The sequence below is a fragment of the Bartonella sp. AR 15-3 genome (assembly GCF_002022445.1).
In the GTDB taxonomy this organism is placed as follows: domain Bacteria; phylum Pseudomonadota; class Alphaproteobacteria; order Rhizobiales; family Rhizobiaceae; genus Bartonella.
On the sequence record NZ_MUYE01000001.1, the window covers coordinates 396,149 to 417,752 of the forward strand.

Below are 21,604 nucleotides of genomic sequence, written 5' to 3' on the forward strand. Positions count from 1 at the left end.
TCTCCTATCGCAACAGAATTTTATTGTTGTCTTCTAAAGACTGAATGGCTGCCATCTTTTCTTGGTCCAGTATTATATCTGGCCATATCAGTTCAGAAGATTTCACTGTGCACAAACGCGCTGTAATGACGGCAGGTTGCTCTGCTTCTGTTGCATCAACAGTGGCATAAGAAATCCCAGCAGGGATTTGACTACCATCTGTTGCTGCTGGATCAAGAGGGACATAGTGTTCTGTTTCTGTCACCTTTCCCATGATTGTTCCCGCTTCAATGAATGCCCCTGATGCAAACACCACTTCTTCGTTTGACATGTCAGGGTCGTAGCACCCAAGATAAGCGCCATTGCGTACGTCTTCATAAACAATATTATTCATTTCACTGCCCTCCAAGCTGCTTCCCATTTTGCATGAATCTTTGCCTTGCTATTCCCATCACGATGAGGAGTATAAGGCGATAGTTTTAAAGAGGCGCTTTGAGAGGTAGCAGCCGTCAACACACATTGACGTGCTTTCTCGATACTCATACCGTTTTGAATAGCTTTTGCTGCATCAAAAGAAACGCCTAGGCGCTTTGCTTGCCTTTCAAGGGTTGTTAGAGCTTTTGCGCGCTTTCTTTCTTTTTCAAGCACGGCTTTCATGCCTTCGCGCTTGTCTTCATGGTCCTTGTCCTCATTGTCTTCCTCTTCATCTTCGTTTTCTTCTTCATCGTCGAAGTATTCGGCGTTTTTGTCGATGTCACTATCGTCTTCGTCCTCTTCGTCTTCGTTGATGATGTCGACGATCTTTTCATCTTCCTCTTCTGCAGCGCGGTATTTTGTGCATGCCATGTGTTTTTTCCTTCTTCTGTTGCTATTGGGTTTTGTGATATGGAATCCGTTAAGGCTTCCAAAGCTTGCGCAAGCGTGCCTTGCGCATCTGCTAATCCAAGTTTGAGAGCTTGGGTGCCTATAAAAGTTTCTGCTTTTGTGTCACGAATTGCATCAGCATTTAGAGGTCTGTTTTGCGCCACCCAATCGACAAACATCTCGTAGAGTAGGGCGCAATCGGCTTGCATTTTTATCTGTGCTGTATCGCTCAAGGGTTCGTGAGGATTGCCATGAACCTTGTGGTCACCTTCAAAGACAAAAGTCCATTTAAGCCCATGTTTCTCATCTGCCCGGGATTGGTCAAGATGGGCACAAACGACACCAATCGAGCCCACAACCCCTGTGCGAGCAACCCATATTTGAGAGGCAGAGCAAGCAATGGCATAAGCCGCTGAACAGGCAAACTCATTGGCATGCGCCCAAATTGGCTTATTGTATTGTTTTGAGAGTGTTTGAAACTCTTCAACCAAATCAAACACACCGCCAGCTTCTCCCCCACCGCTGTCAATATCAAGTAAAACAGCGCGAACATCAGGTTGTGCCATAGCTTCACGAAAAGAAGCGCTTAAACCTTCATAAGAGGTTAATCCTGAAAGAGAACCAAGCCATGCACTGCGGCGCACAAGTGTGCCATGAACTGGTAGGATGGCAACATTGTTTCGCACTACATAAGTTTCAGGGGGTCTGAAAGCCGCAGTATTCCCTTTTTCAAATGCTCCGATTGGAAATTTTTCTCCTTCAAAAAGACGCGGCGCAAGAGCATTAAGAATAACATCAAGCTTTGTCGAAGCAAGCATATGAGGAACACCAAAAAGCCGTGATGCTAAAAACGGCATGTCGAGATTATTAGCCATTTGTATGTGCCTCATTGCCTTGGTTGCTTTCATAAGTGTCAGAAGGTTCTGAATCTGCGGTATCAATCACTTGATTGCTACCAGAGGGTGCTGCCATATCCGTGTCAAAAGATAAGCCGCGTGCACGAGCGTCTATGTGTTCTTCCTCAAGTTCGGCATGAATGCTGTCAATATCAAAACCACGTTCAGCAAGTGCCATTCGTCGTGTTTTTAAACCGGCGCGAATTTCTTCTTTTTCCGCTGAGATATCCTTGTTTGGATCGATCATTTCAAGTGGTGGTGCAAAGCTTTCACATTGAAGCCATGGCAAGGGATTTTCTTCCCACTCTGGCAAATTGACGCATCCAGCAAGTACTGCCATTTCAACAAAGTGCTCCCAAACAATGCGATTGAACTGAAAGGAAATGATATGTTCGCGCCATTGTTTGACGTGCCGTCTAAACTGAATGATGGAGGTGCGCACATTGGAAAAATTGCCGCGCGTAACGTCTCCAGTAACAACGGCATAAGGCATATTGAGAGCTGAGCAAATTTTCAAGATATTGCGAAATTGAAAGGCTTCATAAGAACCTCCAACCTCAACAGGATTTGAGAATGTAACCTCTTTATTCTCTCCTAAATAAAGAGATGCACCGGGCTCAATGACAGGTGGTTCGTATTCTTCTTCAACGTTGTTTTTATCACGATTATCGGATAATTTTTCGACGTTTGGTGAATTGTCCTTGACAAGCGCCGCGAAAAGAGCCGCCGTCCTTTTTCTATCTAGTTCTGCATCATCATAGGATTCGAGTTGAAAGATCTTTGTCATACAGCGTGTTATTTTAGGAGAACCGCGCAATTGTCCGGCAATACGGCGCTCTTTGATATGAATGACCATTTCAGCAGGCACGGATATGCGCACGCGCTCTTGGCTCTTAAATGCTGTGTTTTCAGGGCGATCATCATAGGGATGATGTTCCCAAAAATGATAAGCAACACGTTTACCACTGGCATTGAATTCAATTCCCATGCGGATGTAATTGCCTTTAATTTCAGCAGGTCCATTGTAAGTTAAATCCAGCATTTCGGTTGGATAAACTTGCAATTGAAGCGGCACACCAGAGCGTCCATAAAGGTCGACATAGTGTAGTCTTACAAAGCATTCGCCGGTTAAAAAGACTTCTCGCGCAATCGTTGCTTGCAGACCATAAAAGTTAGCATCTTCATCATAATCTGCCTCATCAGCCCATTGCCACCATAAATCTAAAAGCCTTTTCTTTTCTTCTTGAAAGCCTTCAATACGAGGATATGGCTTAATTCCATCGCTAACAGCTGCGGATACCCATTCTTCTGTTGCAGAGCCATAAAGAGATTCATTGTCATAAAGCCATCTTGAACGAGCAACAATGGTTTCACCGCATTCTTCAATCGCTTTATTGATGTGTTTTTTTGCAGGGTCAAAACCACCCATGCGACGGCTTTTGCTTGCTGCTTCAAAATGAGGACTGTGTTGACGAGAAATTGTAAAAAATCCCGTAATTTTATTAAAAAAGCCAGCCATTAATAGCCTCGTGATATATTAAAATAGAAAACGCGTGAATGCTTGCGTCCTTCAAGGGAGGCTATTTGTGTGTTCAGCATCTCAAGCGCTCTGCGAAGTTCCTCAACAGAACGGTTGCTTACTTGCTTATCGCCATGGCGTACCGATTGTGCACCTGAATAAAGAGCCTCTTCAATTTGTTCGCGCCGTTTTTTTAAACTTTCAAGTCTCTCAATTTTGCTGTTAAATTGCCCTAAAGTTTCATCCACAAATTACCTCCAATCCCCTCGCATATAAGGATTTATTATTGTTCTGAATTGCTTCTTTTGAGGCTGTGCTGTCTGAGATCTTCTTGGAGCAGGAGAGGGTTGGTGTTCTGATATTGGCTGCTCTAAAGAGCCTTCAGTTTTAAGTTTTTCCAAACGCTCTTCTAAGATATCGACTTCTCGATTAAGGTTTATTCCTGCCGAAATCAGACCTTGTAAAGCCGCATAAGCATAGACCCTACAATCCAAAGCCTCGTTTCTTGCCTTTTCGCTTTTTTGCCATTCAATGCGCTTAAAGCCTTTAAAATATTTGATGACTTTTCTTTCAGCGGTCAGCTGGTCAAAATATTCTCGATCAAGGTTTTTGTGAAAATGCGTTGCACCAGCACCCGATGCTTCAGGACCGGATTTTTTAAACCGTGCCGTGATAATATCTTTTGCTGCATCAACCCCAACAATATAGAGATTAATCTGTCCTTTGTTGTTTCTACTTGGACGGCGCGGCCATACTGCACGCCATCCCGCCTGTCCCTTAATTCCCCAGATACGTCGTCCCTCACGGGGGCGCACATAATTATAAACCGCTTGTGTGTGTCCACCACCGGTATCAATACAAGCAGCTGTTATCCTGATGCCATCTTTGTAACCTGGATGTGGCCAGCGTCTTGTAAGATATTCATCCAGTTGGTCCCATACTTCAAAAGAAGAGGGATCTCCAGGAATGACGTGATAATCAATATGCCAGCTTTCTTCACTGCGTCCCCATCCCACCACTTCAAGTTCCAAGCGGTCATTTTGAACATCAATGCCTGCTGTCAACACGACGGCTTGTTCTGGTGCCAAAGCATAATCTTCGCGTTTTGCATAGAGGCTATCAGTATCGATGACCTCTCCCGTTCTATCTTCCCAAGGCTCTCCAAGCACTGTATTAATAAAAACCTGCAAAAGAGCAGGGTCTTCTTTGGCTCTTAAAAATTCGCGCGCACAATCGCCCCAAGTCAGCCATGGCGAATAAAGCGCTGAAATATGGTAAGAACGCAGACGAGGCTTACTTGCCTCCTGTGTTGCGATCCAGCAAGCACCGTTTTCTTCTGCCATTAAGGTCGCCTTGCGATGTTCGGCATGTTCATGACCACAATGCGCACAAACAAAAACAGCTTTTTCGGGGGCGCCTTTTTGCCACTTGATTTGTGACCAAATAATCGGTTGTAGCGTACCACACACATCACAAGGAACGTTGTAATATCTTTGATCACCAAGCACGAAATCTTTGGCAATACGGCTTGTGTCACGGTGTGTCGGTGTGGACAATTTAAAAATTTTACGTTGAATAAAAGCAGAGGTTCGCTTTTCAGCAATTGTTACAGGATCGCCTTCGTTATCCACATTCAATGGATAAGCATCGACTTCATCCAAAACCAAATAGCGAATAGGAGAAGAACGTAATCCAGCAGCACTATTCGCTCCGGTAATCATCAATGTTCCCCCATAAAATTCCTTTGAAAACATTGTATTTCCACTGTCTCGTGTACGAGCAGGGGCAATGCGTTCACTTAAAGCAGGGCTAGCTGAAATCATCGGATCAAGACGAGACTTTGACAGTTTCTTAGCGGTCTCAACTGTCGGCATCACATACAGTGCCGGTCCTGGACTATGATGAATGGCATAACCACAAAAGTTCAACGCTGCTTCCGACATTCCAACCTGAGCCCCCTTCATCACAACCGTTGTTTCAGTTGGATCATAAACAGAAAGATTATCCATGATTTCGCGCAAATAAGGGGTACGTATAGTTCTCCATAATCCAGGCTCTGCACTCGTAACTGTGCTTAAATAACGATTTTTATCAGCCCACTTAGAAACAGTATAAGGCGGGTCAGGATGTCGTCCTTCATTCGCATAGCAAAAAAAGAGCCCAGCACCAGAGGATGAGGGCGAAGCATTACTTATCATGTTCTGGATTCTCTTCTAAAATGTTGGGATCGTGAAAAGAGACAGGGACGACATTTTCCATTAAAGCTTTGCGCATATGATGATCGATAGCTCCAATAAGGCTAGCAGCATCACATCCGACTTGCGCCGCAATTTCAGCACCAAAGCGATAGGCAAAATTGAGCATTGTATCTCGATGCGCTCTTCCAAAGTTCCATGCTTCTTTTCTTACTTCTTCACGATCAACAGTTGTTTCGCGTAACTTTTCCAGAGCAATCTTTTCTTTTGCTAGCGCAACCTGCATTCGCTCCAATTTGATCTCAAATTCATTGGCTGCTTTCACGGAATCCTGTTTAATTTGTGTAGATTTCTGATGAGCTTTCTTGGTAGGATTTTGGTTCCAGATAGCTGTTGCAAGAGCTTCATTGACAGAACCATCTTCAAAAAGAGCCGCATCAAATTTACCTGTCTTAAATCGTGAAATAACCGCATTAGGGGAGACACGCATCTTTTTCGCAAAGGCTCGAACCGAGAGACCATCACGATGCTTCTTATTCATTCAGAGTTTCTCCCCCACTTTAAAATGATATTTTTCAGAGTACCTAATAAGCCAAACATTTTGCGGTTGAAATTGTACTTCAATTATATTACATTGAAATACAGTTGAGAGAGGAGAAATCATTATGGCTGCTAGTCGTATGGTTCAAGCACGTGTACCAGAAGAAATTCAAAATGTTGCTAGTCAAGTTATTCAAGCTTCAGGTTTATCAGTAAGTGATGTTGTGAGAGTGTTGATGACACGTATTGCACAAGATAAAGCTATTCCGTCCTTCTTGTTTCAACCTAATGCGAAAACTATAGCGGCTTTTGCAGAACTAGAGGAAGGTAACTTAAAAAAGTTTCATTCCGTAGACGAATTATTTGACGATCTCTATGCGGACGATTGAACGTACCACTATCTTCAAACGTGATTTCAAGCGTGAAATGAAAGGACGGTATCGGCATCTTTTAGATACTGATTTGCGCCAAATCATTGCAGCATTAGCAAATGATCAACCTTTAGAATCTCGATATCATGACCATGCATTAATTGGGAATTGGAGCAATTATCGAGATTGCCATATTCGACCTGACTTAGTATTGATTTATCGCTTGATTGGTCAAGATCGATTGATTTTAGTGCGTCTTGGTTCCCATTCAAAACTTGATCTTTAAACCACCTCCACGTCTACTAAAAGACGAGGAGATGAAATTATGTTTTAAAGTTAAGCAACGTTTTTAATGGGGCACTCCAAAGTAGGAGCATAGGTTCGCAACAAAGAATCCATGCTATGCGATAGTTCTGAATCTCCAAAATCTGTTAGAACTGTCAAGATTTTAAGTATATTTGGTACTTCATCTTGAAGTTTTACAATCAAAATCTTTTCTACCAGACTCATGATGTCAACCAAAGCAGTACATTCTTTGTCGTTAATATTTTCATCATTAGAAAACCGAAACAACGCTATCCATAAATCGCATAAGAAATCGACACTGGTGTTCATTGTACACCTCCATGGATTTGTTCTCTCAAACAAGCCAATCCTTTTGGTGTAATTTTTGTTGAAGGAAGCACCTTATCTGTACCATCGGGTCTTTGAATGGTGATAGCAGGGCAATCCATAAAACCTTTTTTGATCTTATCCTGATAAGGTAACAAAGGACCACTTGGAGCCCGTCGATACACCCAATCATTCTTACGTAGGTAATTAGTCAAATCTTTTGGCCGTACCTCTAATATCTTTGCAGCTTCAATAAGACCAAACAAACCATCAGAACGCTTTAAGCCTTCCAAAGCTTCTGCCTTTGGCTTGAGTGTGCTCACCTCATTTCTCAAATCTTCTAATTGATTGATACTCTCTAAAAGGAGTTGCTTAATCGTAAGAGGATTTTCCAAAGCATTGGCAAGATCTACTTGTGGTGTTGCTACTTGTTTTTCCAATTCTTGCCAACGGTCAATGATTTTAGCTCGTAAGGCAGTGCTGTAACCTGAAACAAGAATTAAACATTCACGCTTGGGAAGGTTGTAACAAGGAAGAGAGCGACCTGTTGAATCTTTGTATAACCCTGTAAATTCACTCAATCCAAATTTGGATTCAGTACTTTCAGAGTATAATTCTCCTAACATTTTTCGAATATCACGCATAATATGCGTGTGTTGTTTTTTACACAAATCAGCAATCTCGCGACTAGACATAGTCTGAATGGTTGCTTCACTAAAAGTGCTTTCTTTAATTTCTATAAGAGTATTCATGAGAACTCCTTATCGTTAGACGTTTTTCATTGACACTTTTAACAAAGTGCCGGGCGCTGAAAAACACGGCGATAAGTCCGTCGTTACACTTTCCCCGCAAGGGTATTGTATAGTGTAACCACACCCGACAAATGCACTATATGCTTGTAGCATACAACGAGTCAAAGTTTTTAATTGGCGGTGAAGAGACTGTTTCGGCAATCCATCCGCTTATCGTCAAGGTGTTTTTCAAGCACCTGATTCGAAAATACCTATTACTATAGAATTGTCAAGTAACAAAAATTACTTCTTGCTAAGAAAACGTTTCACATACTGTACAGTGTACATATTGAAATCATTATTTATCAGTGAGTTAAGTGTACAATGTACAGTCAATTTGAAAATTCTGTCGCTAGCGATAGCTTGCGCTGTCCTTCCCCGCAACAGACCCAACCCGCTGGGAAGTACCTTTTACATTGATTTTATTGGCTTTTTATGGAAATAAGAGAAGCATAATTGGTAATCTTTTTTAAATTAACATCTTCTCTACTTTGAAAATAGAGAAAATGAGATCATATTTAAATCTAAGTAGCTTTTACGATAGATCTTGCTAAGACTTGTTTTGTTTTTTAATGAGAGCTTTATAGTGTTTACTTTTTTTTGCTAACGTAACAGCCTTAACAAGATGCATGTGAAGCGATTCATAAATGTAAATAGCTTTTGTAGTAGAAGACATTTTATCTCAATCTTTTAGGAAAGATAAAATGTATATAACTGTTATGATTAGCAGATTGGCTTCTTAGTTTCTTTTCATACTCAATAAAATAGCGGAGAGGAAAATAACATCTAAGACATCTGCAAAAATATCAGTATTCCTAAATTCAATTTCGATTATTGACTTTATTTTAACGTAATGCCTAATACCGGTTTTGCTGTGTCTGTACTACTCATAAAAATTACCTCTACTGGTCTGTCTAGCAGGGCTGCTATTTTAGCCAAATCAAGAATGGCTTTTCCTACTATGCTATCACATTTCCAAGTCCCTAACTGTGTATCTGTACTGGATTTATACTTTACTTCTAAAACACAGTAAGAGTTCTGTAGATCAACTGTAACCGTACCTATATAACCCGGTTGTACATAAGGCTGGTCCATAGCTTGTTGTGCATAAGATCCGCTGATAGATGATCCTATCATTAAGATTGTCATAATCAAGGATAGAAGTATTTTTTTAATTTTCATGATAGTTTCCCTCTCTAAAATTTAAAATAGTAGAATTTAATTTCCTTCTCATCACAAAGGACAAAGATTCTTAAGATCTCCAATCTGTAAGTAAACTAGCTTCTGTTGGTAGATTCTTACTGCTGATTACTTATGCAATTCACTTCATAGGCTCTATGGGTAAGTCCTCCTCTCAATAATTATAGATTTGTGTGGCTAATTGTTATGCAACAATATATTCAGTATACTAACATCATCTGCATGATCATTATGTTCTCCCCTTTACATATTCAACATTTGTTAGCGTTTGCTCATTTTCTCTGTATATAACTGTGAGAAAATAGATACGGTTTGTGTTGTGCAGTGGCTAATATTAAAAACTATCTCTCCATCAGCTCTTTATAAGCAAATCGTTAGCTAAACTCACACCAAGATTAATCCTCAGATAGAGCGATTTCAACATGATGTTTGTTTTGCTTTGTTTTTCCAGTTCTTCCAAGCTACTTTTTGCAAGTTTTAATTAATGCATATCTTATACTCATACCTTAAAAACAAAGCTTTATAATATGAAGGATAAAACTATTCTGTTATTATTTATGCAGTATTTTATTTATAAAAATAAATATATAATTTTGTTATAGTAGATACATTGATAATCTAATCTTCATCAATAGTAATAATTAATGTTGTACGTATAGCGTAATGAGATTTCAAAAACCAATCCGTTCCAAATTGCTGTGGTGATTTTTTAGGAGAACAGGATGATTTTAATTCGCACTGAGCATATGTAAGCCATGGCTGATGTGACCAAGCCGGATATCCATCAGGGAAAGCTGCTAACTGTGGTTGAGCTCCTCCTCCTGCAAGATGCATATATAATTGCTCTCTATAATCTGGATTCGGAATAAATTCACCAACAGTTCCCCCTCTCACTCTTTCCCATCCTATAACTTGATTCCAATGAATCCTACCCAATGCAGCCATTTCTGATTCTTGTGGATGTGGAGAATAATCCAGTAACGATGCATTAACATCAATGAAATTAGGGGTAGCTCTAATATGATAAACATAACCATTATGATTAAGGTGCTCATTTACCCAATTTATTGCAATTATTCGAGCTGTTGATGTAGATACATAGCCAGAATTATGACGTGACATTCCTGTTTCACTTCCATGCACATGATTCCATAAATTTATATCTGGTGGAGGTTGATTAGGCCGTGTTCCATCCATCCCTCGCGGAATGAAACCACCTTCACGTTTTATTTCTTCGGGAGATTCCATAGCCGCTCGATAAACTTTACGGATACCATCCGCAAAGACAGACTGCGAAAACATAATAATTATTACAGAAACAAATAATTTAAACATCTTCCTTTATCCCCCCTTCCTCATCCTTAAGGATGAGTTGATCACTTTATAGAACATATGAGCAAGCTCTTACCTTCTCACTTTCTCCATTAAATGTTTCATTTGCCTTCTTAATATAGACATTTAAGTAAAAAAAGAGTAAATTCTCATAGATTTTTTTAGAAAACCAAAGTGCAAGCGATAATCTTCTCTAAAAATTACAATTAAAGTGAGGAGTGTGTTGACATAGCTTAAGAACATTATTTAGCTTTCTTATTGGTGGCATATTCTTGACGAGCAAGTTGGTACTGTATGTTTTTGGTTAATCGTTCATTGGCATATTGTACGATAGCACTTCCAATGTCTGGCTTTGACATTACCGCAGCAATTGATGGTCCTTCTTGTTTTGCAATGGGAAATTTATCTCCATCCACTCTTTGAAACACATTGCCTTTCATCTTTTTTAATTCAACACGTTTTGGAAAATTCCCACCCTTGATAAAACCATGAGGCAAGATTTCTTTTTTTCCAAACATTGTGTAAGTCACACCGCGTTTTGTTTCTTTTGCTTGAAAGAATTTAAGAGGTATCGGTGTTCCAGAACCAATGATATCCGTTTCGAGAAGCTTTGCTGTAGCCTTTTCTTTAATATAAATGCCTCGCTTGATACGCTTTGATTGGGCAGATGTAATGTCAGCAATTTGTTTTTCGGCAAAGCGTTCGACTTGTTTTGCAGAGGTGTTTACAGCATTACGCAAAGCCCAATTAAGGCGTGGTGCTTGAAGATTGGTAAAAGTATCTTTTACTTGTTGAAGATACCATTTTTGATGGATGATTAATTTCAACTTTTAAGCTTTTGGGCAGGAGATGTTGATGATTTAGAAGTTTTAGGTGTTTCGGTCTGTTGAAGTGAAGTTTCTTCTACATCTGGTTCAGAGGGTATCTGTATAACTTCTTTTTCTATTAGCTTAGTCTGTTCAATTACCTTTTCAGGTTTTATTGTTGTCTTGACTCCAACAAAAGGTTTTGCGGCGTTTGCTCGTTTAAGTCGAGCATAGACTTGATTGGAAACTTCAACAAATGGATTATTGGGTGTTGATGGTTCAAAGCGAACAGTGCTTTTATTATCGCCAAGAACACACATTGGCTTAGTGATGACAGCTTTCATTTTCGCTCCTTTTGAGGCAATTAATTAATGACATAATGATGTCAAATATTAATTTTTTTTCTTTGAAAAATAGATTAGCCCAAATTACCCAGAAAACAGGGCTTTTCAGCCATTATTCAAGCTTATATTTTACTGAATTTTGAGGGGATATTTTTGAATTTTTGACGCAATTCAACTACTGCAGCGATGTCATTAAATACGACTTTTTACGTCATGTCAACAAAAAAATTATATTCTTGTGTTTTTTTTATTTTTTTACCTAAATATGGCATTTTAAAAGCTGTTCTTTAATTTTCTATAAATGATAACATATTTGTTGTATTTAAACATTTTAGATGTTATATTATATTTATAAACAGTCATGAATTAAAAAGATATCTTACAAAACATGGTTGCAGTTTTACTTCAGGGAAAGGCGGCCATTTGCTTGTAAAGCGTGGTTCTAAAAAATCCGTTTTACCTATGCATAGTGCGCGGAAAGAATTAGGAACAGGATTAGTTCAAAAGATTCTTAAAGATCTTGAATTGAAGTAGGTCTGAATATGGAGATGTAAATGAAATATGCACTTAAATTTATCAAAGATGATAATGATACTCTTCTTGTCCTTTGCAAAGACTTTCAGGAATTTATTACCTATGGTAACGACGAAAAAGAAGCTTTAGAAAATGCTAAAAACGCACTTTTAACAGTCATTATGGGACGTTTCCGAGATCGTGAAGTCGTTCCTTTTGGAGCTCATGATACTGCTTATCCTTTTGTTGAAGTATCTTCATTGGCCACTTTAAAAATTGCAATACATAACGCTATGATTGAAAAAGACTTACGCAAAGCTGATCTCATACGTCTTTTACAACTTCACCCAATACAAATTGACAGATTGTTGGATTTAAACCACGCAACAAAATTAGATGCTTTAGAAACCGCTCTCATTGTTCTTGGAAAAGAGATCACTATTAATGTTCAAAATGCTGCTTGAAATTTAGCGGTTTTGTGTAAAATGTTTATAAAGCGCATTAAGAACAATACGCAGTGAGCATACAAGTTGTGGTAGTGATTGATCTTCTATCACAAGATACTGTAATGCGGCATGCAGATTATATTGATGGTATAAACATTGAGCTTCTTGAACAACATTTTGTACAGCTGAAAAATGTTCTGTTGCCATCTGTACCCATTTCTCTCTTGCTCCGTTATCAGAAATTATAGGACTTTCATCATAAACAGCACTAGGCAATCCTTTTGCACACCAATAGTCATTTTTGATTTGTAGGTACTTTTGTGCAGCATCATATTGATCTTGAGTAAGCTCACCTTTCAAATAAAGCCGACCTACGTAAGTACTCGAAAGCGGATTTTTTGCTTCTTCTATGGTCAAGCCAAAGCGTTTGGCACGCATTTCAATTGCCAATTTATCCATGGATTTACGCGGTGTTTTTGTTCTTAAGATACGTCCATTTGCTTCTCTTAGACGTCTCTTAAGTCGTGGACGTCCACGTTTTGCACGTTTTTTTCTCTTTGTCATATTTTATCAATCAAAATGGCATGCTATCATTAAGAGCTGTACTATAATCAGCAGCTTTTGAAGTGGCGGCATAACTTTCGGAAGTGATAGGTGAAGAGGTATGGGATGCAAGTTGATTGTTCTTTACATCAAGCAACTTCAACTCACCTCTGTATTGAGGCAGGACAATCTCTGTTGCGGAATGTTCACTACCATTTTTATCTTGCCATTTACGCGTCTGAAGTTGTCCTTCAAGATAAACTTTACTTCCTTTCTTGAGATATTGAAGAGCAATTTTTGCTAAATGTGGATTAAAAATCACCACAGAATGCCATTCAGTTTTTTCTATCTTTTGATTGGTCTTTTTATCTGCATAGCTCTGCGAAGTGGCCATACGAAAATTCACAATCTCTGAACCAGAAGGCATCATTTTTCCTTCTGGATCAGCACCAAGGCGTCCGATTAATGTCACTTTATTCAGCATGTTTTTCCTGACCTTAAACTTGTATTTTATAGACATAAGATCTTAACATGATTTTCTTATTTTTTCAATGTATTTCAATTTATTAAACACTATTTTTAAAGTATTAAATTATATTCAATATATAAAAAACATAGAGAGTTCAGTGGTCATTTAAAACTCTTGATATACATACATAAATGTATTAACATAAGATATGAAAATAAGATTTGAATGGGATGAAACTAAAGCAAAAAGTAATCTTAGAAAGCATCGTGTAAGTTTTGAAATAGCTGCACGTGTTTTTGCAGATCCATTTGCCATGGTTAAACAAAACCGTATTGAAAACGGAGAATATCGTTGGCAAACTTTAGGCCTTGTGGATGGCTTTTTACTGTTGCTCGTAGCGCATACTGTTTATGACGATAATGATGGCATAGAAGTCATTCGTATCATTTCAGCGCGGCGAGCAAACTTGAAAGAGAGGAAACGTTATGAAGAAGAAAGTTCATTATGAAATTGATGTAGGTAACTTATCACCTTTGACAGACAAACAGAAAGCTGAAATTAATAAACTGGCTGCAATGCCGGACAGTGCAATTGATCATAGTGATATTCCATTACTAGATGATGCATTCTGGAAAAACACCGTTCGTAATCCATTCTATAAACCAACGAAAACTGTCACAACTGTACGTGTGGATTCAGATGTGCTAGCATGGCTTAAAAGCCAAGGGAAAGGATATCAAACGCGGATTAATGCCATTTTACGTGATGCCATGCTTCGTTCAATGCGATAAATAATCTATAAATTTTATGATGTACAATCCTCCACATCCTGGTGGCATTTTAAAAGAAGAATTGCTTGATACATTAGGATTAACAATAACAGAAGCAGCAAATCATCTCGGTGTTGCACGTTTAACTTTATCCCGTGTCCTAAACGGTCATGCAGCCATCAGTATTAACCTTGCTTTACGATTAGAAAAGGCTGGTTTAAACGATGCCGAATTTTGGCTTAAATTACAACAAAAGCATGATCTCTGGCAAGCACGGCATAACAATCCACTCCCTAATATTTTATCCTTAGAGCAAACAGGACATCTTTAGAATTTCTAATTCTAAAATAAATTAATAACTTTTTGAACAGCATCAGCTATAGCGCCTGTTTCTTTAGTAGCATTACAAATTTTCAGAAATATTTCTTTCCAGTTTTTGCCAGAACGCTTAACTTGATTTATTACAACCTTTTGTAAAATAGGTTTAAGCGACCTCAGTACTGTCAAATTTCTTTTGAAATACTTTTCTTTTTTGCGGATTTCTTAAATTCTTGATGAAGAGCTTTCTCTATCTCCTTTTCCATTTTCTTCAACATAGGTTCATCATCTCGATCATCTCGATCGTCCATCACCATCTTTACAGAATGTTTTTTGATGTTTTTGTTCACCTCCTCTATGAGAGGCTCGACATTCAGAATATTCCGTGGCACATTTCCTCCATAAATCCAGGCCTTTACCTGCGCTTTGGTACTGAAATCCGCATTTTCTGGTATGGTATAATACTGGCCACCATCAAACTTTTCACACTCTCTTGTGCCATCTTCATATTCGTAAAGATTGTAAAAATATTCTGCCGCTCCATCTCCCCATGGCACATGACCAATTGCCGTTGCTACAAACTTCTTTTGCATCGGCTGTTGACGGTTTGTTAAGAACAACTGTTTTAAATTTAAAATCTGCATCTTTTTTCCTATTTTTGCATCATGCTCTGTTTGACTCAAATTTGATCACACAGCGCCTTTTATGTTTCTCATGTGGAATTCATCAAAAAACTATCAAATCTCTTTCTAAGGTGCCTTTCTGTCGATTTAAACACATATCCAATCACAAAACGATCAGCACTTTTCACTATTTTGCTGTTTATCCTTCAATCCCTTTTAAAACCTCTGCAAGCTCTTTTTGAAACTTTTCTATGCATTCTGATGGTATCGAGGGCTTTTGATAACTTGCCTTTATCTCAGGCTTTTCAAGATTCTTTAGAAGGCGATTAGCTTGCAAGCGAATGCTATTTTCAAGATTTTCACAATAACGATAAAAATCTGCTGTTGAGGGCATAAAGGTCGGGTTTAAGCCCTCTGCTTTGCCTTTCAAAACTTTCTTTGTTGCTGTTTGCAATACCCAACTGCTTATGCCTTCAAGGGCGTAAAGATACGCAAGCGCTGTTGCTTTTTCGTCTGTTTGTGATTGGTTTTTGAGACCATTCGATAGCACAAGATACGTTGTTTGGATTTCCTCTTCAGTGGCTTTTTTCTCAAGCTTTTTCAATGCGTCATGGACTAATGAAGTAATTCTCTCCGCTTCTGCAATCAATGGTTTTTGCCCCGTTTTCCAAAGGAATGGTGGTTCGGTTGTCATCCTCGAATAAAAATTTGTATACACTGTCTGAATTTTTGATATCGGACATGTACTGTGCAATTCGATAAGTTTTGCTACGCTGTTCTCCTGTGTGATATCCGTTGCCTTTCCCATAGTTTTTTCCTTTTTCTAAATCGTCGATTGCTTTTCGCACCCAATTACGCCATGTCGCTGGCCAATCATGCTTGGTAGCGTCCTTTCCTGTCTTCGCATTCCAGTAATCTCGAAATTTTGCTTTCTCGATGTTCACACGCTCTGGAGGTAAGCCCTCTGCAATGGCAAACTCGTAATCAGGCTCAAAATCCTCAGGCAGTCGACAGCCTCGATCACTTCTCGACCGTTTTGCTTTTTGGGAAATGTTCTCTTGCTCGTGAATGGGAGGTTGGTTGTCTGATGAGGTTGCAATTTGCTCTGCTTGGTTCTCAACAGCATCAACCTCAATTGGCTCATCAACCAAATCGATAGGTTCTAAACTTTCAGAACCAATTTCTTTTTTTGCTAATACGATAGTATTAGTTTTTTTATTATAACTGTTATTGTTATTGTTAATGTACCCTCTTGAAGAATCTTGAAGACTTCTTGAAGAATCTTGAAGACTTCTTGAAGAATCTTGAAGACCTCTTAAAGAATCTTGAGGCTTTCTTGAAGAATCTTCTTGATGTTTATTTTTCCTAGTGGTTGCAGCTTTTGCAGCTCTTTCTGCAAACTTATTTAAAGTTTCATCTGAATTGTTTAATTCTTCTTCAACATCTGAAATCCACAAACGACCATTTTCTAAGCAAATGATATGTCCAGATCTAAATAAATAATTTAATGCCTTTTCAAATCTTTTTGCTGAACAACACGTAAAATGAGATAATATTTGTGTGTCGTTTACAAGAGACTCTCTAGTGCGTAACATTTGCAATCGCAACCGCATATAAACATTGCCTTCAATTGCAGGTAAACAAGCAAGATCAAGAAGCCACTTGTCTGCAAAAAGTCTCGTCCAAGGTAATTTACTGGACATAGATTTCCCCTTCTTTTTTCTTTAAATATAAAATTGCCAAAGCATCTGCTTCATTATCATCACAAGGCGAGTGTCCTTTGGAACACATTGCCTCTATCATCTCTTCTTTCGAAGCATTTCCTTTTCCTGTTGTTGCTTTCTTTATCGTACCAACAGGGATCCCTTCATACGGGATCTGGTGATGTTCACACCACGCTGTTAACGTTGCTAAAAAGCCGCCATAAACATGTGCTGCATCGGTACCTACATGACGTCTCACCTCTTCAAAATATACTGCGTCAATTCCATCAACGGACCGATTGATTTCCATAAGCCACTGCTTAAAACGCAAATAACGCATTCCACCGCCTTCAAAACAGCGTGATGGAAAATGTTCGGTATCACTTATTATATGACCATCTGCACCGCAGAGCGCCCAACCAGTCTTGGTGCCTAGATCAAGACAGAGAATCGTGTTAGTCATCTGTATTCCGTTAAAAATATTTTTATAAAATCATTTCGCTACAATTGTTTTGCAACGTCGGAGGAGGAAAAATGCCTGATAATGGCGCAACTCAAAACGCAAACAATCAATTAAACAGTATTCTACTGCAACCTTTGTTTATTACATCTTGTTATGAAGAATTTTCTGATGATATTACATGGTTTAATTTTCACAATATAACCCCCTTTGATATTAAGTTGCATTCTGTTTCTGGTGTTTACTGCCAGAAGCCACGTAGTGATATTAACTGGGAACACACTAGTTCTTGGCCTGAAGTATTTCTTTCTGTTGGTCAATTTAATGCCCCTTGTGTACCTTATTGCCATAATAATGCAGATAGAATTTATTTTATAAGCCCACCTGAAGCGCCAGAGACAAAAGTATTATTGCAATCTATAAATATTCCAGCACATACAAAATGTTTTGTTATCATAGGAATGCAATTTTGGGCCGATATTAGCAATACATGCATTGCTTCTATTAAACTCACTTTTCAATTTTCTCCGACATATGATTTTACAAAAACTTTTAATACTAATATTTTTTTAGAACGTATGTTTTTACGTTTCCCTAAAGAAGAAGCTAAACGAATCCAATCATCATGGGATGAGATGGAATATGCAACAGATCGGTTAAAAGCATATCAATTACGAAACACTTCATTTAATATGCAGACCGCTTATTATGCCTCTCGAATAATTCCTGAAATTTCTCTTTGAAAGCTTGTGTGTTACTGTGCACCTCTAAGTACAACTTTGATCCTAAAGCATTTTGAGCTATTAAATGGTTATTTTCATCAAAAGAAAAATTCCAATCAGAATTACTAAAAACAATTGTACAACCATCTGGAAAACCTATTGCATGTATTAAATCTTCTGAAGAGCTAAAAGTATAAGATAAGTTTTGTATTTTTTTACGAAAGACATAAAAGCCAGCAAAAAACATGATTACATTGACTATAAAAAGCACAATCATCGCTGCTAAACCGTAATCCATCTTTATTTCCTTTCTTCTTTAAACATCAGAATTAAACCGTTGCTCACACTCATCCAGAAAAATCATCGCAAAATGAGGGTGGAGAGGAATCTTGAAGCTTTGTTATTTCGTTAAAAACAGAATTAGCATCAGAGCTGCCTTTCAATTTTTGCAGCTTTAAATAATTTATTACAGAGATAGATCCTCTTTTTTCCCATTTGCAAACAGCGGCTTGAGTTACACCAAGCATTTTAGCCATCCCTGATTGTGTCCAATTAAATTTGTTCCGTATTGACTTAGTCAAATTCTTAAAATCTTCTCGTTGATCCATTTACAAGCTCCAATAACAGCTTTGTCTTATTTTATTCATATAATTATAGTTATATATAGTCAAGGAAATTTATCTTTATCAACGATAAAAAAATAAGGTAAGCAGAAGTATGAATAATAAATCTAATATCATAAGCACATTAAAAAAGATTTTGACCGAATTTAACTTAACGCAAGAAGATGTAGCTAGACGGTTAAACGTAACACAAGCTTCAGTATCTAAATGGTTAAAAGATTCTGATCCCCGCGGCTCTAATCGTGATGCCATTCTAGAACTATATAAAGAATTAAAGGGAGACAACCATTTAACAACTTTCGTTCCTCTTATGGGATATATAGGAGCAGGAACGCAAATAGATCCAAGTTTTGAACAAATCCCTGAAGATGGTCTTGAACAAATAGAAATTCCCTTTGTTTTACCTGATGATATGATTGCCTTTGAAGTTAAAGGAGATTCTATGCTTCCTGTTTATAAAAATGGAGATATGGTTATTGCAAGACGGCGTCAAATCAAAACGATAGAATACTTCTTTGGAAAAGAAGCGGTTATTCTCACACATGATAATAAAAGATATATAAAACAGATTAGTAGAGGTATGAATGGCGAAATAGATTTGCTTTCTTGGAATGCACCTCCCATTAAAAATGCTAAAATTACATGGATTGGAGAAATTTTTGCTACCTTACCAACAAGCTCTTACAGCAAAATGATTCGATCTTATCGCTAATTATCAGTTACGCTAAAAGGCATTTTCCCTTTCTACTTTTGTAAAATGTTATAATGATTTTTATTAAAATATAACTTTTTATAATTTTTTACTTGATATTTTATAATTATAGTTATATTAATTAATAAAAGCTACAAACACAAACAACAGCCGAGAGGCATTAGAGGGGGTAATAATGAAAAAGCTGATTTTTATTAATTCAGATGAAATTCTTTTAGCAATGTGCAGTAATGAAAGTGAAAACACTGCACAGTCTGGTCCTTTTTATGATGAAACAGAAGTATTAAACTTTTTATCGGGTATCGATGATGTTGAAAAAATTATTCGCATCGAGCTCTCAACAAATCGATGGGAAGATATTTCCGAAGAAATTGCTGAAGAATATTTAGATCAAAACAGCTGGATGCTTGATGAAGAAAGCGATGTTCCTCCTTTTGTAGAATACAGTAATGCCTATGAAATCTTTAAAAAAGATCTAGAAGATCAAAAAATTGATGATGAGATCTATGGCACTTATGAAGAGCAGCACCGTCTCAGACTCTCTGATGTGCTGTAAAAGAAGCTCCCTTTAAAAATACTCTCATCATACTAAGAAATGAATTTATCATGAATCATCTTATAGAAATTACAAAACAAACTGTTGGACAAGAAACTGCTCAGACTATGTCTAGCCGCGAAATTGCTCAATTATGCGGTAAAGAACATCGAAATGTTATGCGTGATATTCGGCAAATATTTACTGAGCTCAAAATTGAGCTGAATGATTTTTCTGGATTATATAAAGATTCAAGAAGTCGTACGCTACTTTGCTATCATCTACCAAAACGTGAATGTCTTATTCTTGTTTCAGGTTACAGTACTGTCTTACGGGCTAAAATCATAGACCGTTGGCAAGAACTGGAAAAACAAGTGGCAGTTCCACAGATTGATTACTCCAGTCCGCAAGTAATGCTTGGAGTGTTAACCCATTTAAAAGATGAAAATGAACGAAAAGATACTCTTATTGCTGAACTAACACCAAAGGCAATGGCGCTTGAAAGTTTGCAACGCCATGAGGGGCTCTTTAGTCTTACTGAAGCTGCTAAAATACTCGAGATACAACCAAAACCGTTCGTTCTCTTCTTACAAAAAAAAGGTTGGGTTTACAGAAAAGCAACAGGTGGAAATTTGCTTCCTTATCAAGACAAAATCCAAAAGCAACTGATGGATTGTCCAACCATCACATTTCAAACTGCAAGTGGAATAGAAAAAGTTATTCCTTGCGCAAAAATCACGACAAAAGGTATTGGTGTGCTGTCTCAAGAGCTTAAAAGACAAAACATGCATTAATTAAGGAATGCAATAATGCAAAAGAAATACGAACTTACTGATGAAATAGATATATTTTATTTGTATCAATTTTTTAATTTTTTATTTGACAATATACTATCAGTATGTCTACTATCAAATCAGGTGCCTGAAAAACGCCTTAAATACACAGCGGGTGGATTGCCGATACAATCTCTTCTCCGCACATTAAAGACTTTGACTCATTATATGCTACATGCGTATAATAGATTTGTCGGGTGTAGTTGCGCTATAAAATACCCTTATGGGGAAAGCATAACGACGGACTGTGTACCGTGTTTTTCAGCACCCGGCACTCTTTTTGGGTGTCAATGAAAAACGTTTAATTACACAGGAGTTCACAATGAACAATTTAGTAAACACTCAAACCGCATTAACAATGTCCAGCCGTGAAATTGCTGAGTTATGCGATAAAAGGCATGACAATATTGTAAGAGATATTAGACAAATATGTACTGACCTCAAAATTGAGGTGAGTAAATTTCAAGGAAATTATAAGGATTCTACAGGACGTAAATTAGTCTGCTATAACCTCCCTAAACGCGAGTGCCTTATCTTAGTTTCTGGATACAGTACAATTTTGCGTGCTAAAATCATCGATCGCTGGATAGAACTTGAGAGGCAAATACAGATCGATTATGATAATGATACACGCTTTGATTTGCCAAGCTATTGGGAGGGGATGAACGCTGGTGAAAAAGTTTTGTATCTTTTAGGTCCAATTCATATGCGTCTTCTTGATGCCTTCAAAGTCGATGAAGAAAACAGAAAATATAAAGCCTTAATTAAAGAAGCAAAACAGGTTCTAGCAAAATCTGTCATAAAAGCCGCTTAGATTTTTAAATATAACTTCATCTCCTCGTCTTTGAAGACAAGGAGATGGTCAATATCACACAGATTCTAGAA

General features: G+C 37.9%; 33 protein-coding genes. 12 read left to right on the top strand and 21 right to left on the bottom strand.

Annotated elements, in window-relative coordinates; translation table 11 throughout:
- Nucleotides 1–4 precede the first annotated feature (4 nt).
- From BAR153v2_RS01640 to BAR153v2_RS01670, 7 genes are read right to left on the bottom strand one after another with little or no spacing between them, the layout of a single operon-like run.
- Nucleotides 5–373 (bottom strand): head decoration protein, encoded by a 369-nt coding sequence (locus BAR153v2_RS01640; RefSeq protein WP_078680028.1) that lies wholly within the window; start codon nucleotides 371–373, stop codon nucleotides 5–7.
- Nucleotides 370–636 (bottom strand): hypothetical protein, encoded by a 267-nt coding sequence (locus BAR153v2_RS01645; RefSeq protein WP_078680029.1) that lies wholly within the window; start codon nucleotides 634–636, stop codon nucleotides 370–372. Before BAR153v2_RS01645 ends, BAR153v2_RS01640 begins: the two co-directional genes overlap by 4 nt.
- Nucleotides 633–1,718, bottom strand: coding sequence for a S49 family peptidase (locus tag BAR153v2_RS01650; RefSeq protein WP_078680030.1), 1,086 nt, complete (start codon nucleotides 1,716–1,718; stop codon nucleotides 633–635). Before BAR153v2_RS01650 ends, BAR153v2_RS01645 begins: the two co-directional genes overlap by 4 nt.
- The gene (locus BAR153v2_RS01655) at nucleotides 1,711–3,258 is read right to left on the bottom strand and encodes a phage portal protein (RefSeq protein ID WP_078680031.1); all 1,548 of its coding nucleotides are present in this window, start codon (nucleotides 3,256–3,258) and stop codon (nucleotides 1,711–1,713) included. Before BAR153v2_RS01655 ends, BAR153v2_RS01650 begins: the two co-directional genes overlap by 8 nt.
- Nucleotides 3,258–3,506, bottom strand: coding sequence for a phage head-tail joining protein (locus BAR153v2_RS01660; protein WP_078680032.1), 249 nt, complete (start codon nucleotides 3,504–3,506; stop codon nucleotides 3,258–3,260). The genes BAR153v2_RS01655 and BAR153v2_RS01660 overlap by 1 nt, the downstream gene beginning before the upstream one ends.
- Before the next feature lie 3 nt (nucleotides 3,507–3,509).
- A complete protein-coding gene (locus BAR153v2_RS01665) occupies nucleotides 3,510–5,456 on the bottom strand; it encodes a phage terminase large subunit family protein (protein WP_078680033.1) in 1,947 nt (648 codons plus the stop codon).
- On the bottom strand, nucleotides 5,446–5,994 hold the full coding sequence (locus tag BAR153v2_RS01670) for a hypothetical protein (protein WP_078680034.1): 549 nt from the start codon (nucleotides 5,992–5,994) through the stop codon (nucleotides 5,446–5,448). The genes BAR153v2_RS01665 and BAR153v2_RS01670 overlap by 11 nt, the downstream gene beginning before the upstream one ends.
- A 124-nt stretch (nucleotides 5,995–6,118) precedes the next feature.
- On the opposite strand from BAR153v2_RS01670, the gene BAR153v2_RS01675 reads away from it, so the two are divergent.
- Both BAR153v2_RS01675 and BAR153v2_RS01680 read left to right on the top strand, forming a co-directional pair.
- Nucleotides 6,119–6,382 (top strand): type II toxin-antitoxin system RelB/DinJ family antitoxin, encoded by a 264-nt coding sequence (locus tag BAR153v2_RS01675; RefSeq protein WP_078680035.1) that lies wholly within the window; start codon nucleotides 6,119–6,121, stop codon nucleotides 6,380–6,382.
- Nucleotides 6,369–6,650: a type II toxin-antitoxin system YafQ family toxin gene (locus BAR153v2_RS01680; protein WP_078680036.1), complete on the top strand. Its 282-nt coding sequence runs from the start codon at nucleotides 6,369–6,371 to the stop codon at nucleotides 6,648–6,650. Before BAR153v2_RS01675 ends, BAR153v2_RS01680 begins: the two co-directional genes overlap by 14 nt.
- A 50-nt stretch (nucleotides 6,651–6,700) precedes the next feature.
- On the opposite strand, the gene BAR153v2_RS01685 is transcribed toward BAR153v2_RS01680, so the two are convergent.
- The 6 genes from BAR153v2_RS01685 to BAR153v2_RS01715 all read right to left on the bottom strand — a co-directional run bounded on the left by BAR153v2_RS01685 (nucleotide 6,701) and on the right by BAR153v2_RS01715 (nucleotide 11,449).
- On the bottom strand, nucleotides 6,701–6,979 hold the full coding sequence (locus BAR153v2_RS01685) for a hypothetical protein (RefSeq protein WP_078680037.1): 279 nt from the start codon (nucleotides 6,977–6,979) through the stop codon (nucleotides 6,701–6,703).
- A complete protein-coding gene (locus BAR153v2_RS01690; protein WP_078680038.1) occupies nucleotides 6,976–7,728 on the bottom strand; it encodes a phage regulatory protein/antirepressor Ant in 753 nt (250 codons plus the stop codon). The genes BAR153v2_RS01685 and BAR153v2_RS01690 overlap by 4 nt, the downstream gene beginning before the upstream one ends.
- A gap of 879 nt (nucleotides 7,729–8,607) precedes the next feature.
- A complete protein-coding gene (locus BAR153v2_RS01700; RefSeq protein WP_078680039.1) occupies nucleotides 8,608–8,949 on the bottom strand; it encodes a hypothetical protein in 342 nt (113 codons plus the stop codon).
- Nucleotides 8,950–9,585: 636 nt separating this feature from the next.
- Nucleotides 9,586–10,302, bottom strand: a complete 717-nt coding sequence (locus BAR153v2_RS01705; RefSeq protein ID WP_078680040.1) for an enterotoxin A family protein — start codon at nucleotides 10,300–10,302, stop codon at nucleotides 9,586–9,588.
- A 239-nt stretch (nucleotides 10,303–10,541) separates the two neighbouring features.
- Nucleotides 10,542–11,126, bottom strand: coding sequence for a hypothetical protein (locus BAR153v2_RS01710; protein ID WP_078680041.1), 585 nt, complete (start codon nucleotides 11,124–11,126; stop codon nucleotides 10,542–10,544).
- Nucleotides 11,123–11,449, bottom strand: coding sequence for a hypothetical protein (locus tag BAR153v2_RS01715; protein WP_078680042.1), 327 nt, complete (start codon nucleotides 11,447–11,449; stop codon nucleotides 11,123–11,125). Before BAR153v2_RS01715 ends, BAR153v2_RS01710 begins: the two co-directional genes overlap by 4 nt.
- 351 nt (nucleotides 11,450–11,800) lie before the next feature.
- Between BAR153v2_RS01715 and BAR153v2_RS01720 the strand changes: the two genes are divergently transcribed.
- Both BAR153v2_RS01720 and BAR153v2_RS01725 read left to right on the top strand, forming a co-directional pair.
- Nucleotides 11,801–11,983, top strand: coding sequence for a type II toxin-antitoxin system HicA family toxin (locus tag BAR153v2_RS01720; RefSeq protein ID WP_078680043.1), 183 nt, complete (start codon nucleotides 11,801–11,803; stop codon nucleotides 11,981–11,983).
- Between the two features lie 20 nt (nucleotides 11,984–12,003).
- Complete coding sequence (locus tag BAR153v2_RS01725) at nucleotides 12,004–12,426, top strand: type II toxin-antitoxin system HicB family antitoxin (protein WP_078680044.1); 423 nt, start codon at nucleotides 12,004–12,006, stop codon at nucleotides 12,424–12,426.
- Between the two features lie 3 nt (nucleotides 12,427–12,429).
- Here BAR153v2_RS01725 and BAR153v2_RS01730 read toward each other — a convergent pair whose 3' ends face one another.
- Nucleotides 12,430–12,972 (bottom strand): hypothetical protein, encoded by a 543-nt coding sequence (locus BAR153v2_RS01730; protein WP_078680045.1) that lies wholly within the window; start codon nucleotides 12,970–12,972, stop codon nucleotides 12,430–12,432.
- A 10-nt stretch (nucleotides 12,973–12,982) separates the two neighbouring features.
- Nucleotides 12,983–13,435: a single-stranded DNA-binding protein gene (gene ssb, locus BAR153v2_RS01735; RefSeq protein WP_078680046.1), complete on the bottom strand. Its 453-nt coding sequence runs from the start codon at nucleotides 13,433–13,435 to the stop codon at nucleotides 12,983–12,985.
- Nucleotides 13,436–13,628: 193 nt separating this feature from the next.
- On the opposite strand from ssb, the gene BAR153v2_RS01740 reads away from it, so the two are divergent.
- From BAR153v2_RS01740 to BAR153v2_RS01750, 3 genes are read left to right on the top strand one after another with little or no spacing between them, the layout of a single operon-like run.
- The gene (locus BAR153v2_RS01740; protein ID WP_078680047.1) at nucleotides 13,629–13,928 is read left to right on the top strand and encodes a BrnT family toxin; all 300 of its coding nucleotides are present in this window, start codon (nucleotides 13,629–13,631) and stop codon (nucleotides 13,926–13,928) included.
- Nucleotides 13,906–14,211, top strand: coding sequence for a BrnA antitoxin family protein (locus BAR153v2_RS01745; RefSeq protein WP_078680048.1), 306 nt, complete (start codon nucleotides 13,906–13,908; stop codon nucleotides 14,209–14,211). Before BAR153v2_RS01740 ends, BAR153v2_RS01745 begins: the two co-directional genes overlap by 23 nt.
- Before the next feature lie 16 nt (nucleotides 14,212–14,227).
- Entirely contained in the window at nucleotides 14,228–14,521 is a 294-nt protein-coding gene (locus tag BAR153v2_RS01750; protein ID WP_078680049.1) for a HigA family addiction module antitoxin, read from the top strand.
- A 172-nt stretch (nucleotides 14,522–14,693) separates the two neighbouring features.
- On the opposite strand, the gene BAR153v2_RS01755 is transcribed toward BAR153v2_RS01750, so the two are convergent.
- From BAR153v2_RS01755 to BAR153v2_RS01770, 4 genes are all read right to left on the bottom strand, one after another.
- Nucleotides 14,694–15,152, bottom strand: coding sequence for a hypothetical protein (locus BAR153v2_RS01755; RefSeq protein ID WP_078680923.1), 459 nt, complete (start codon nucleotides 15,150–15,152; stop codon nucleotides 14,694–14,696).
- A 178-nt stretch (nucleotides 15,153–15,330) separates the two neighbouring features.
- Nucleotides 15,331–15,780, bottom strand: coding sequence for a hypothetical protein (locus BAR153v2_RS01760; RefSeq protein WP_198934313.1), 450 nt, complete (start codon nucleotides 15,778–15,780; stop codon nucleotides 15,331–15,333).
- The gene (locus tag BAR153v2_RS01765) at nucleotides 15,740–16,834 is read right to left on the bottom strand and encodes a DUF1376 domain-containing protein (protein ID WP_078680051.1); all 1,095 of its coding nucleotides are present in this window, start codon (nucleotides 16,832–16,834) and stop codon (nucleotides 15,740–15,742) included. The genes BAR153v2_RS01760 and BAR153v2_RS01765 overlap by 41 nt, the downstream gene beginning before the upstream one ends.
- Complete coding sequence (locus BAR153v2_RS01770) at nucleotides 16,824–17,297, bottom strand: crossover junction endodeoxyribonuclease RuvC (protein WP_078680052.1); 474 nt, start codon at nucleotides 17,295–17,297, stop codon at nucleotides 16,824–16,826. Before BAR153v2_RS01770 ends, BAR153v2_RS01765 begins: the two co-directional genes overlap by 11 nt.
- A 71-nt stretch (nucleotides 17,298–17,368) precedes the next feature.
- Between BAR153v2_RS01770 and BAR153v2_RS01775 the strand changes: the two genes are divergently transcribed.
- A complete protein-coding gene (locus tag BAR153v2_RS01775) occupies nucleotides 17,369–18,037 on the top strand; it encodes a hypothetical protein (protein ID WP_078680053.1) in 669 nt (222 codons plus the stop codon).
- On the opposite strand, the gene BAR153v2_RS01780 is transcribed toward BAR153v2_RS01775, so the two are convergent.
- Nucleotides 17,982–18,314, bottom strand: coding sequence for a hypothetical protein (locus BAR153v2_RS01780; protein ID WP_244548615.1), 333 nt, complete (start codon nucleotides 18,312–18,314; stop codon nucleotides 17,982–17,984). The genes BAR153v2_RS01775 and BAR153v2_RS01780 overlap by 56 nt on opposite strands.
- Nucleotides 18,315–18,363: 49 nt before the next feature.
- Nucleotides 18,364–18,624, bottom strand: a complete 261-nt coding sequence (locus BAR153v2_RS01785) for a helix-turn-helix transcriptional regulator (RefSeq protein WP_244548616.1) — start codon at nucleotides 18,622–18,624, stop codon at nucleotides 18,364–18,366.
- A gap of 109 nt (nucleotides 18,625–18,733) precedes the next feature.
- Here BAR153v2_RS01785 and BAR153v2_RS01790 point away from each other — a divergent pair, with 109 nt between their 5' ends.
- The 4 genes from BAR153v2_RS01790 to BAR153v2_RS01810 all read left to right on the top strand — a co-directional run bounded on the left by BAR153v2_RS01790 (nucleotide 18,734) and on the right by BAR153v2_RS01810 (nucleotide 21,533).
- Entirely contained in the window at nucleotides 18,734–19,351 is a 618-nt protein-coding gene (locus tag BAR153v2_RS01790) for an XRE family transcriptional regulator (protein ID WP_078680054.1), read from the top strand.
- Between the two features lie 175 nt (nucleotides 19,352–19,526).
- Entirely contained in the window at nucleotides 19,527–19,907 is a 381-nt protein-coding gene (locus BAR153v2_RS01795) for a hypothetical protein (protein WP_078680055.1), read from the top strand.
- A 50-nt stretch (nucleotides 19,908–19,957) separates the two neighbouring features.
- Entirely contained in the window at nucleotides 19,958–20,680 is a 723-nt protein-coding gene (locus BAR153v2_RS01800) for a Rha family transcriptional regulator (RefSeq protein ID WP_078680056.1), read from the top strand.
- A gap of 361 nt (nucleotides 20,681–21,041) precedes the next feature.
- Entirely contained in the window at nucleotides 21,042–21,533 is a 492-nt protein-coding gene (locus BAR153v2_RS01810) for a Rha family transcriptional regulator (protein ID WP_078680058.1), read from the top strand.
- Nucleotides 21,534–21,604: the final 71 nt, after the last annotated feature.

Bases quoted from the DNA above. Each gene is read 5' to 3' on its own strand.
- BAR153v2_RS01745 (WP_078680048.1), top strand. From the start codon at position 13,906: ATGAAGAAGAAAGTTCATTATGAAATTGATGTAGGTAACTTATCACCT.
- BAR153v2_RS01670 (WP_078680034.1), bottom strand. From the start codon at position 5,994: ATGAATAAGAAGCATCGTGATGGTCTCTCGGTTCGAGCCTTTGCGAAA.
- BAR153v2_RS01740 (WP_078680047.1), top strand. From the start codon at position 13,629: ATGAAAATAAGATTTGAATGGGATGAAACTAAAGCAAAAAGTAATCTT.
- BAR153v2_RS01755 (WP_078680923.1), bottom strand. From the start codon at position 15,152: ATGCAGATTTTAAATTTAAAACAGTTGTTCTTAACAAACCGTCAACAG.
- BAR153v2_RS01705 (WP_078680040.1), bottom strand. From the start codon at position 10,302: ATGTTTAAATTATTTGTTTCTGTAATAATTATTATGTTTTCGCAGTCT.
- BAR153v2_RS01795 (WP_078680055.1), top strand. From the start codon at position 19,527: ATGAAAAAGCTGATTTTTATTAATTCAGATGAAATTCTTTTAGCAATG.
- BAR153v2_RS01640 (WP_078680028.1), bottom strand. From the start codon at position 373: ATGAATAATATTGTTTATGAAGACGTACGCAATGGCGCTTATCTTGGG.
- BAR153v2_RS01700 (WP_078680039.1), bottom strand. From the start codon at position 8,949: ATGAAAATTAAAAAAATACTTCTATCCTTGATTATGACAATCTTAATG.
- BAR153v2_RS01765 (WP_078680051.1), bottom strand. From the start codon at position 16,834: ATGTCCAGTAAATTACCTTGGACGAGACTTTTTGCAGACAAGTGGCTT.
- BAR153v2_RS01780 (WP_244548615.1), bottom strand. From the start codon at position 18,314: ATGGATTACGGTTTAGCAGCGATGATTGTGCTTTTTATAGTCAATGTA.
- BAR153v2_RS01770 (WP_078680052.1), bottom strand. From the start codon at position 17,297: ATGACTAACACGATTCTCTGTCTTGATCTAGGCACCAAGACTGGTTGG.
- ssb (WP_078680046.1), bottom strand. From the start codon at position 13,435: ATGCTGAATAAAGTGACATTAATCGGACGCCTTGGTGCTGATCCAGAA.
- BAR153v2_RS01645 (WP_078680029.1), bottom strand. From the start codon at position 636: ATGAAAGCCGTGCTTGAAAAAGAAAGAAAGCGCGCAAAAGCTCTAACA.
- BAR153v2_RS01680 (WP_078680036.1), top strand. From the start codon at position 6,369: ATGCGGACGATTGAACGTACCACTATCTTCAAACGTGATTTCAAGCGT.
- BAR153v2_RS01750 (WP_078680049.1), top strand. From the start codon at position 14,228: ATGATGTACAATCCTCCACATCCTGGTGGCATTTTAAAAGAAGAATTG.
- BAR153v2_RS01785 (WP_244548616.1), bottom strand. From the start codon at position 18,624: ATGGATCAACGAGAAGATTTTAAGAATTTGACTAAGTCAATACGGAAC.
- BAR153v2_RS01730 (WP_078680045.1), bottom strand. From the start codon at position 12,972: ATGACAAAGAGAAAAAAACGTGCAAAACGTGGACGTCCACGACTTAAG.
- BAR153v2_RS01800 (WP_078680056.1), top strand. From the start codon at position 19,958: ATGAATCATCTTATAGAAATTACAAAACAAACTGTTGGACAAGAAACT.
- BAR153v2_RS01655 (WP_078680031.1), bottom strand. From the start codon at position 3,258: ATGGCTGGCTTTTTTAATAAAATTACGGGATTTTTTACAATTTCTCGT.
- BAR153v2_RS01790 (WP_078680054.1), top strand. From the start codon at position 18,734: ATGAATAATAAATCTAATATCATAAGCACATTAAAAAAGATTTTGACC.
- BAR153v2_RS01690 (WP_078680038.1), bottom strand. From the start codon at position 7,728: ATGAATACTCTTATAGAAATTAAAGAAAGCACTTTTAGTGAAGCAACC.
- BAR153v2_RS01775 (WP_078680053.1), top strand. From the start codon at position 17,369: ATGCCTGATAATGGCGCAACTCAAAACGCAAACAATCAATTAAACAGT.
- BAR153v2_RS01725 (WP_078680044.1), top strand. From the start codon at position 12,004: ATGAAATATGCACTTAAATTTATCAAAGATGATAATGATACTCTTCTT.
- BAR153v2_RS01685 (WP_078680037.1), bottom strand. From the start codon at position 6,979: ATGAACACCAGTGTCGATTTCTTATGCGATTTATGGATAGCGTTGTTT.
- BAR153v2_RS01650 (WP_078680030.1), bottom strand. From the start codon at position 1,718: ATGGCTAATAATCTCGACATGCCGTTTTTAGCATCACGGCTTTTTGGT.
- BAR153v2_RS01665 (WP_078680033.1), bottom strand. From the start codon at position 5,456: ATGATAAGTAATGCTTCGCCCTCATCCTCTGGTGCTGGGCTCTTTTTT.
- BAR153v2_RS01675 (WP_078680035.1), top strand. From the start codon at position 6,119: ATGGCTGCTAGTCGTATGGTTCAAGCACGTGTACCAGAAGAAATTCAA.
- BAR153v2_RS01810 (WP_078680058.1), top strand. From the start codon at position 21,042: ATGAACAATTTAGTAAACACTCAAACCGCATTAACAATGTCCAGCCGT.
- BAR153v2_RS01715 (WP_078680042.1), bottom strand. From the start codon at position 11,449: ATGAAAGCTGTCATCACTAAGCCAATGTGTGTTCTTGGCGATAATAAA.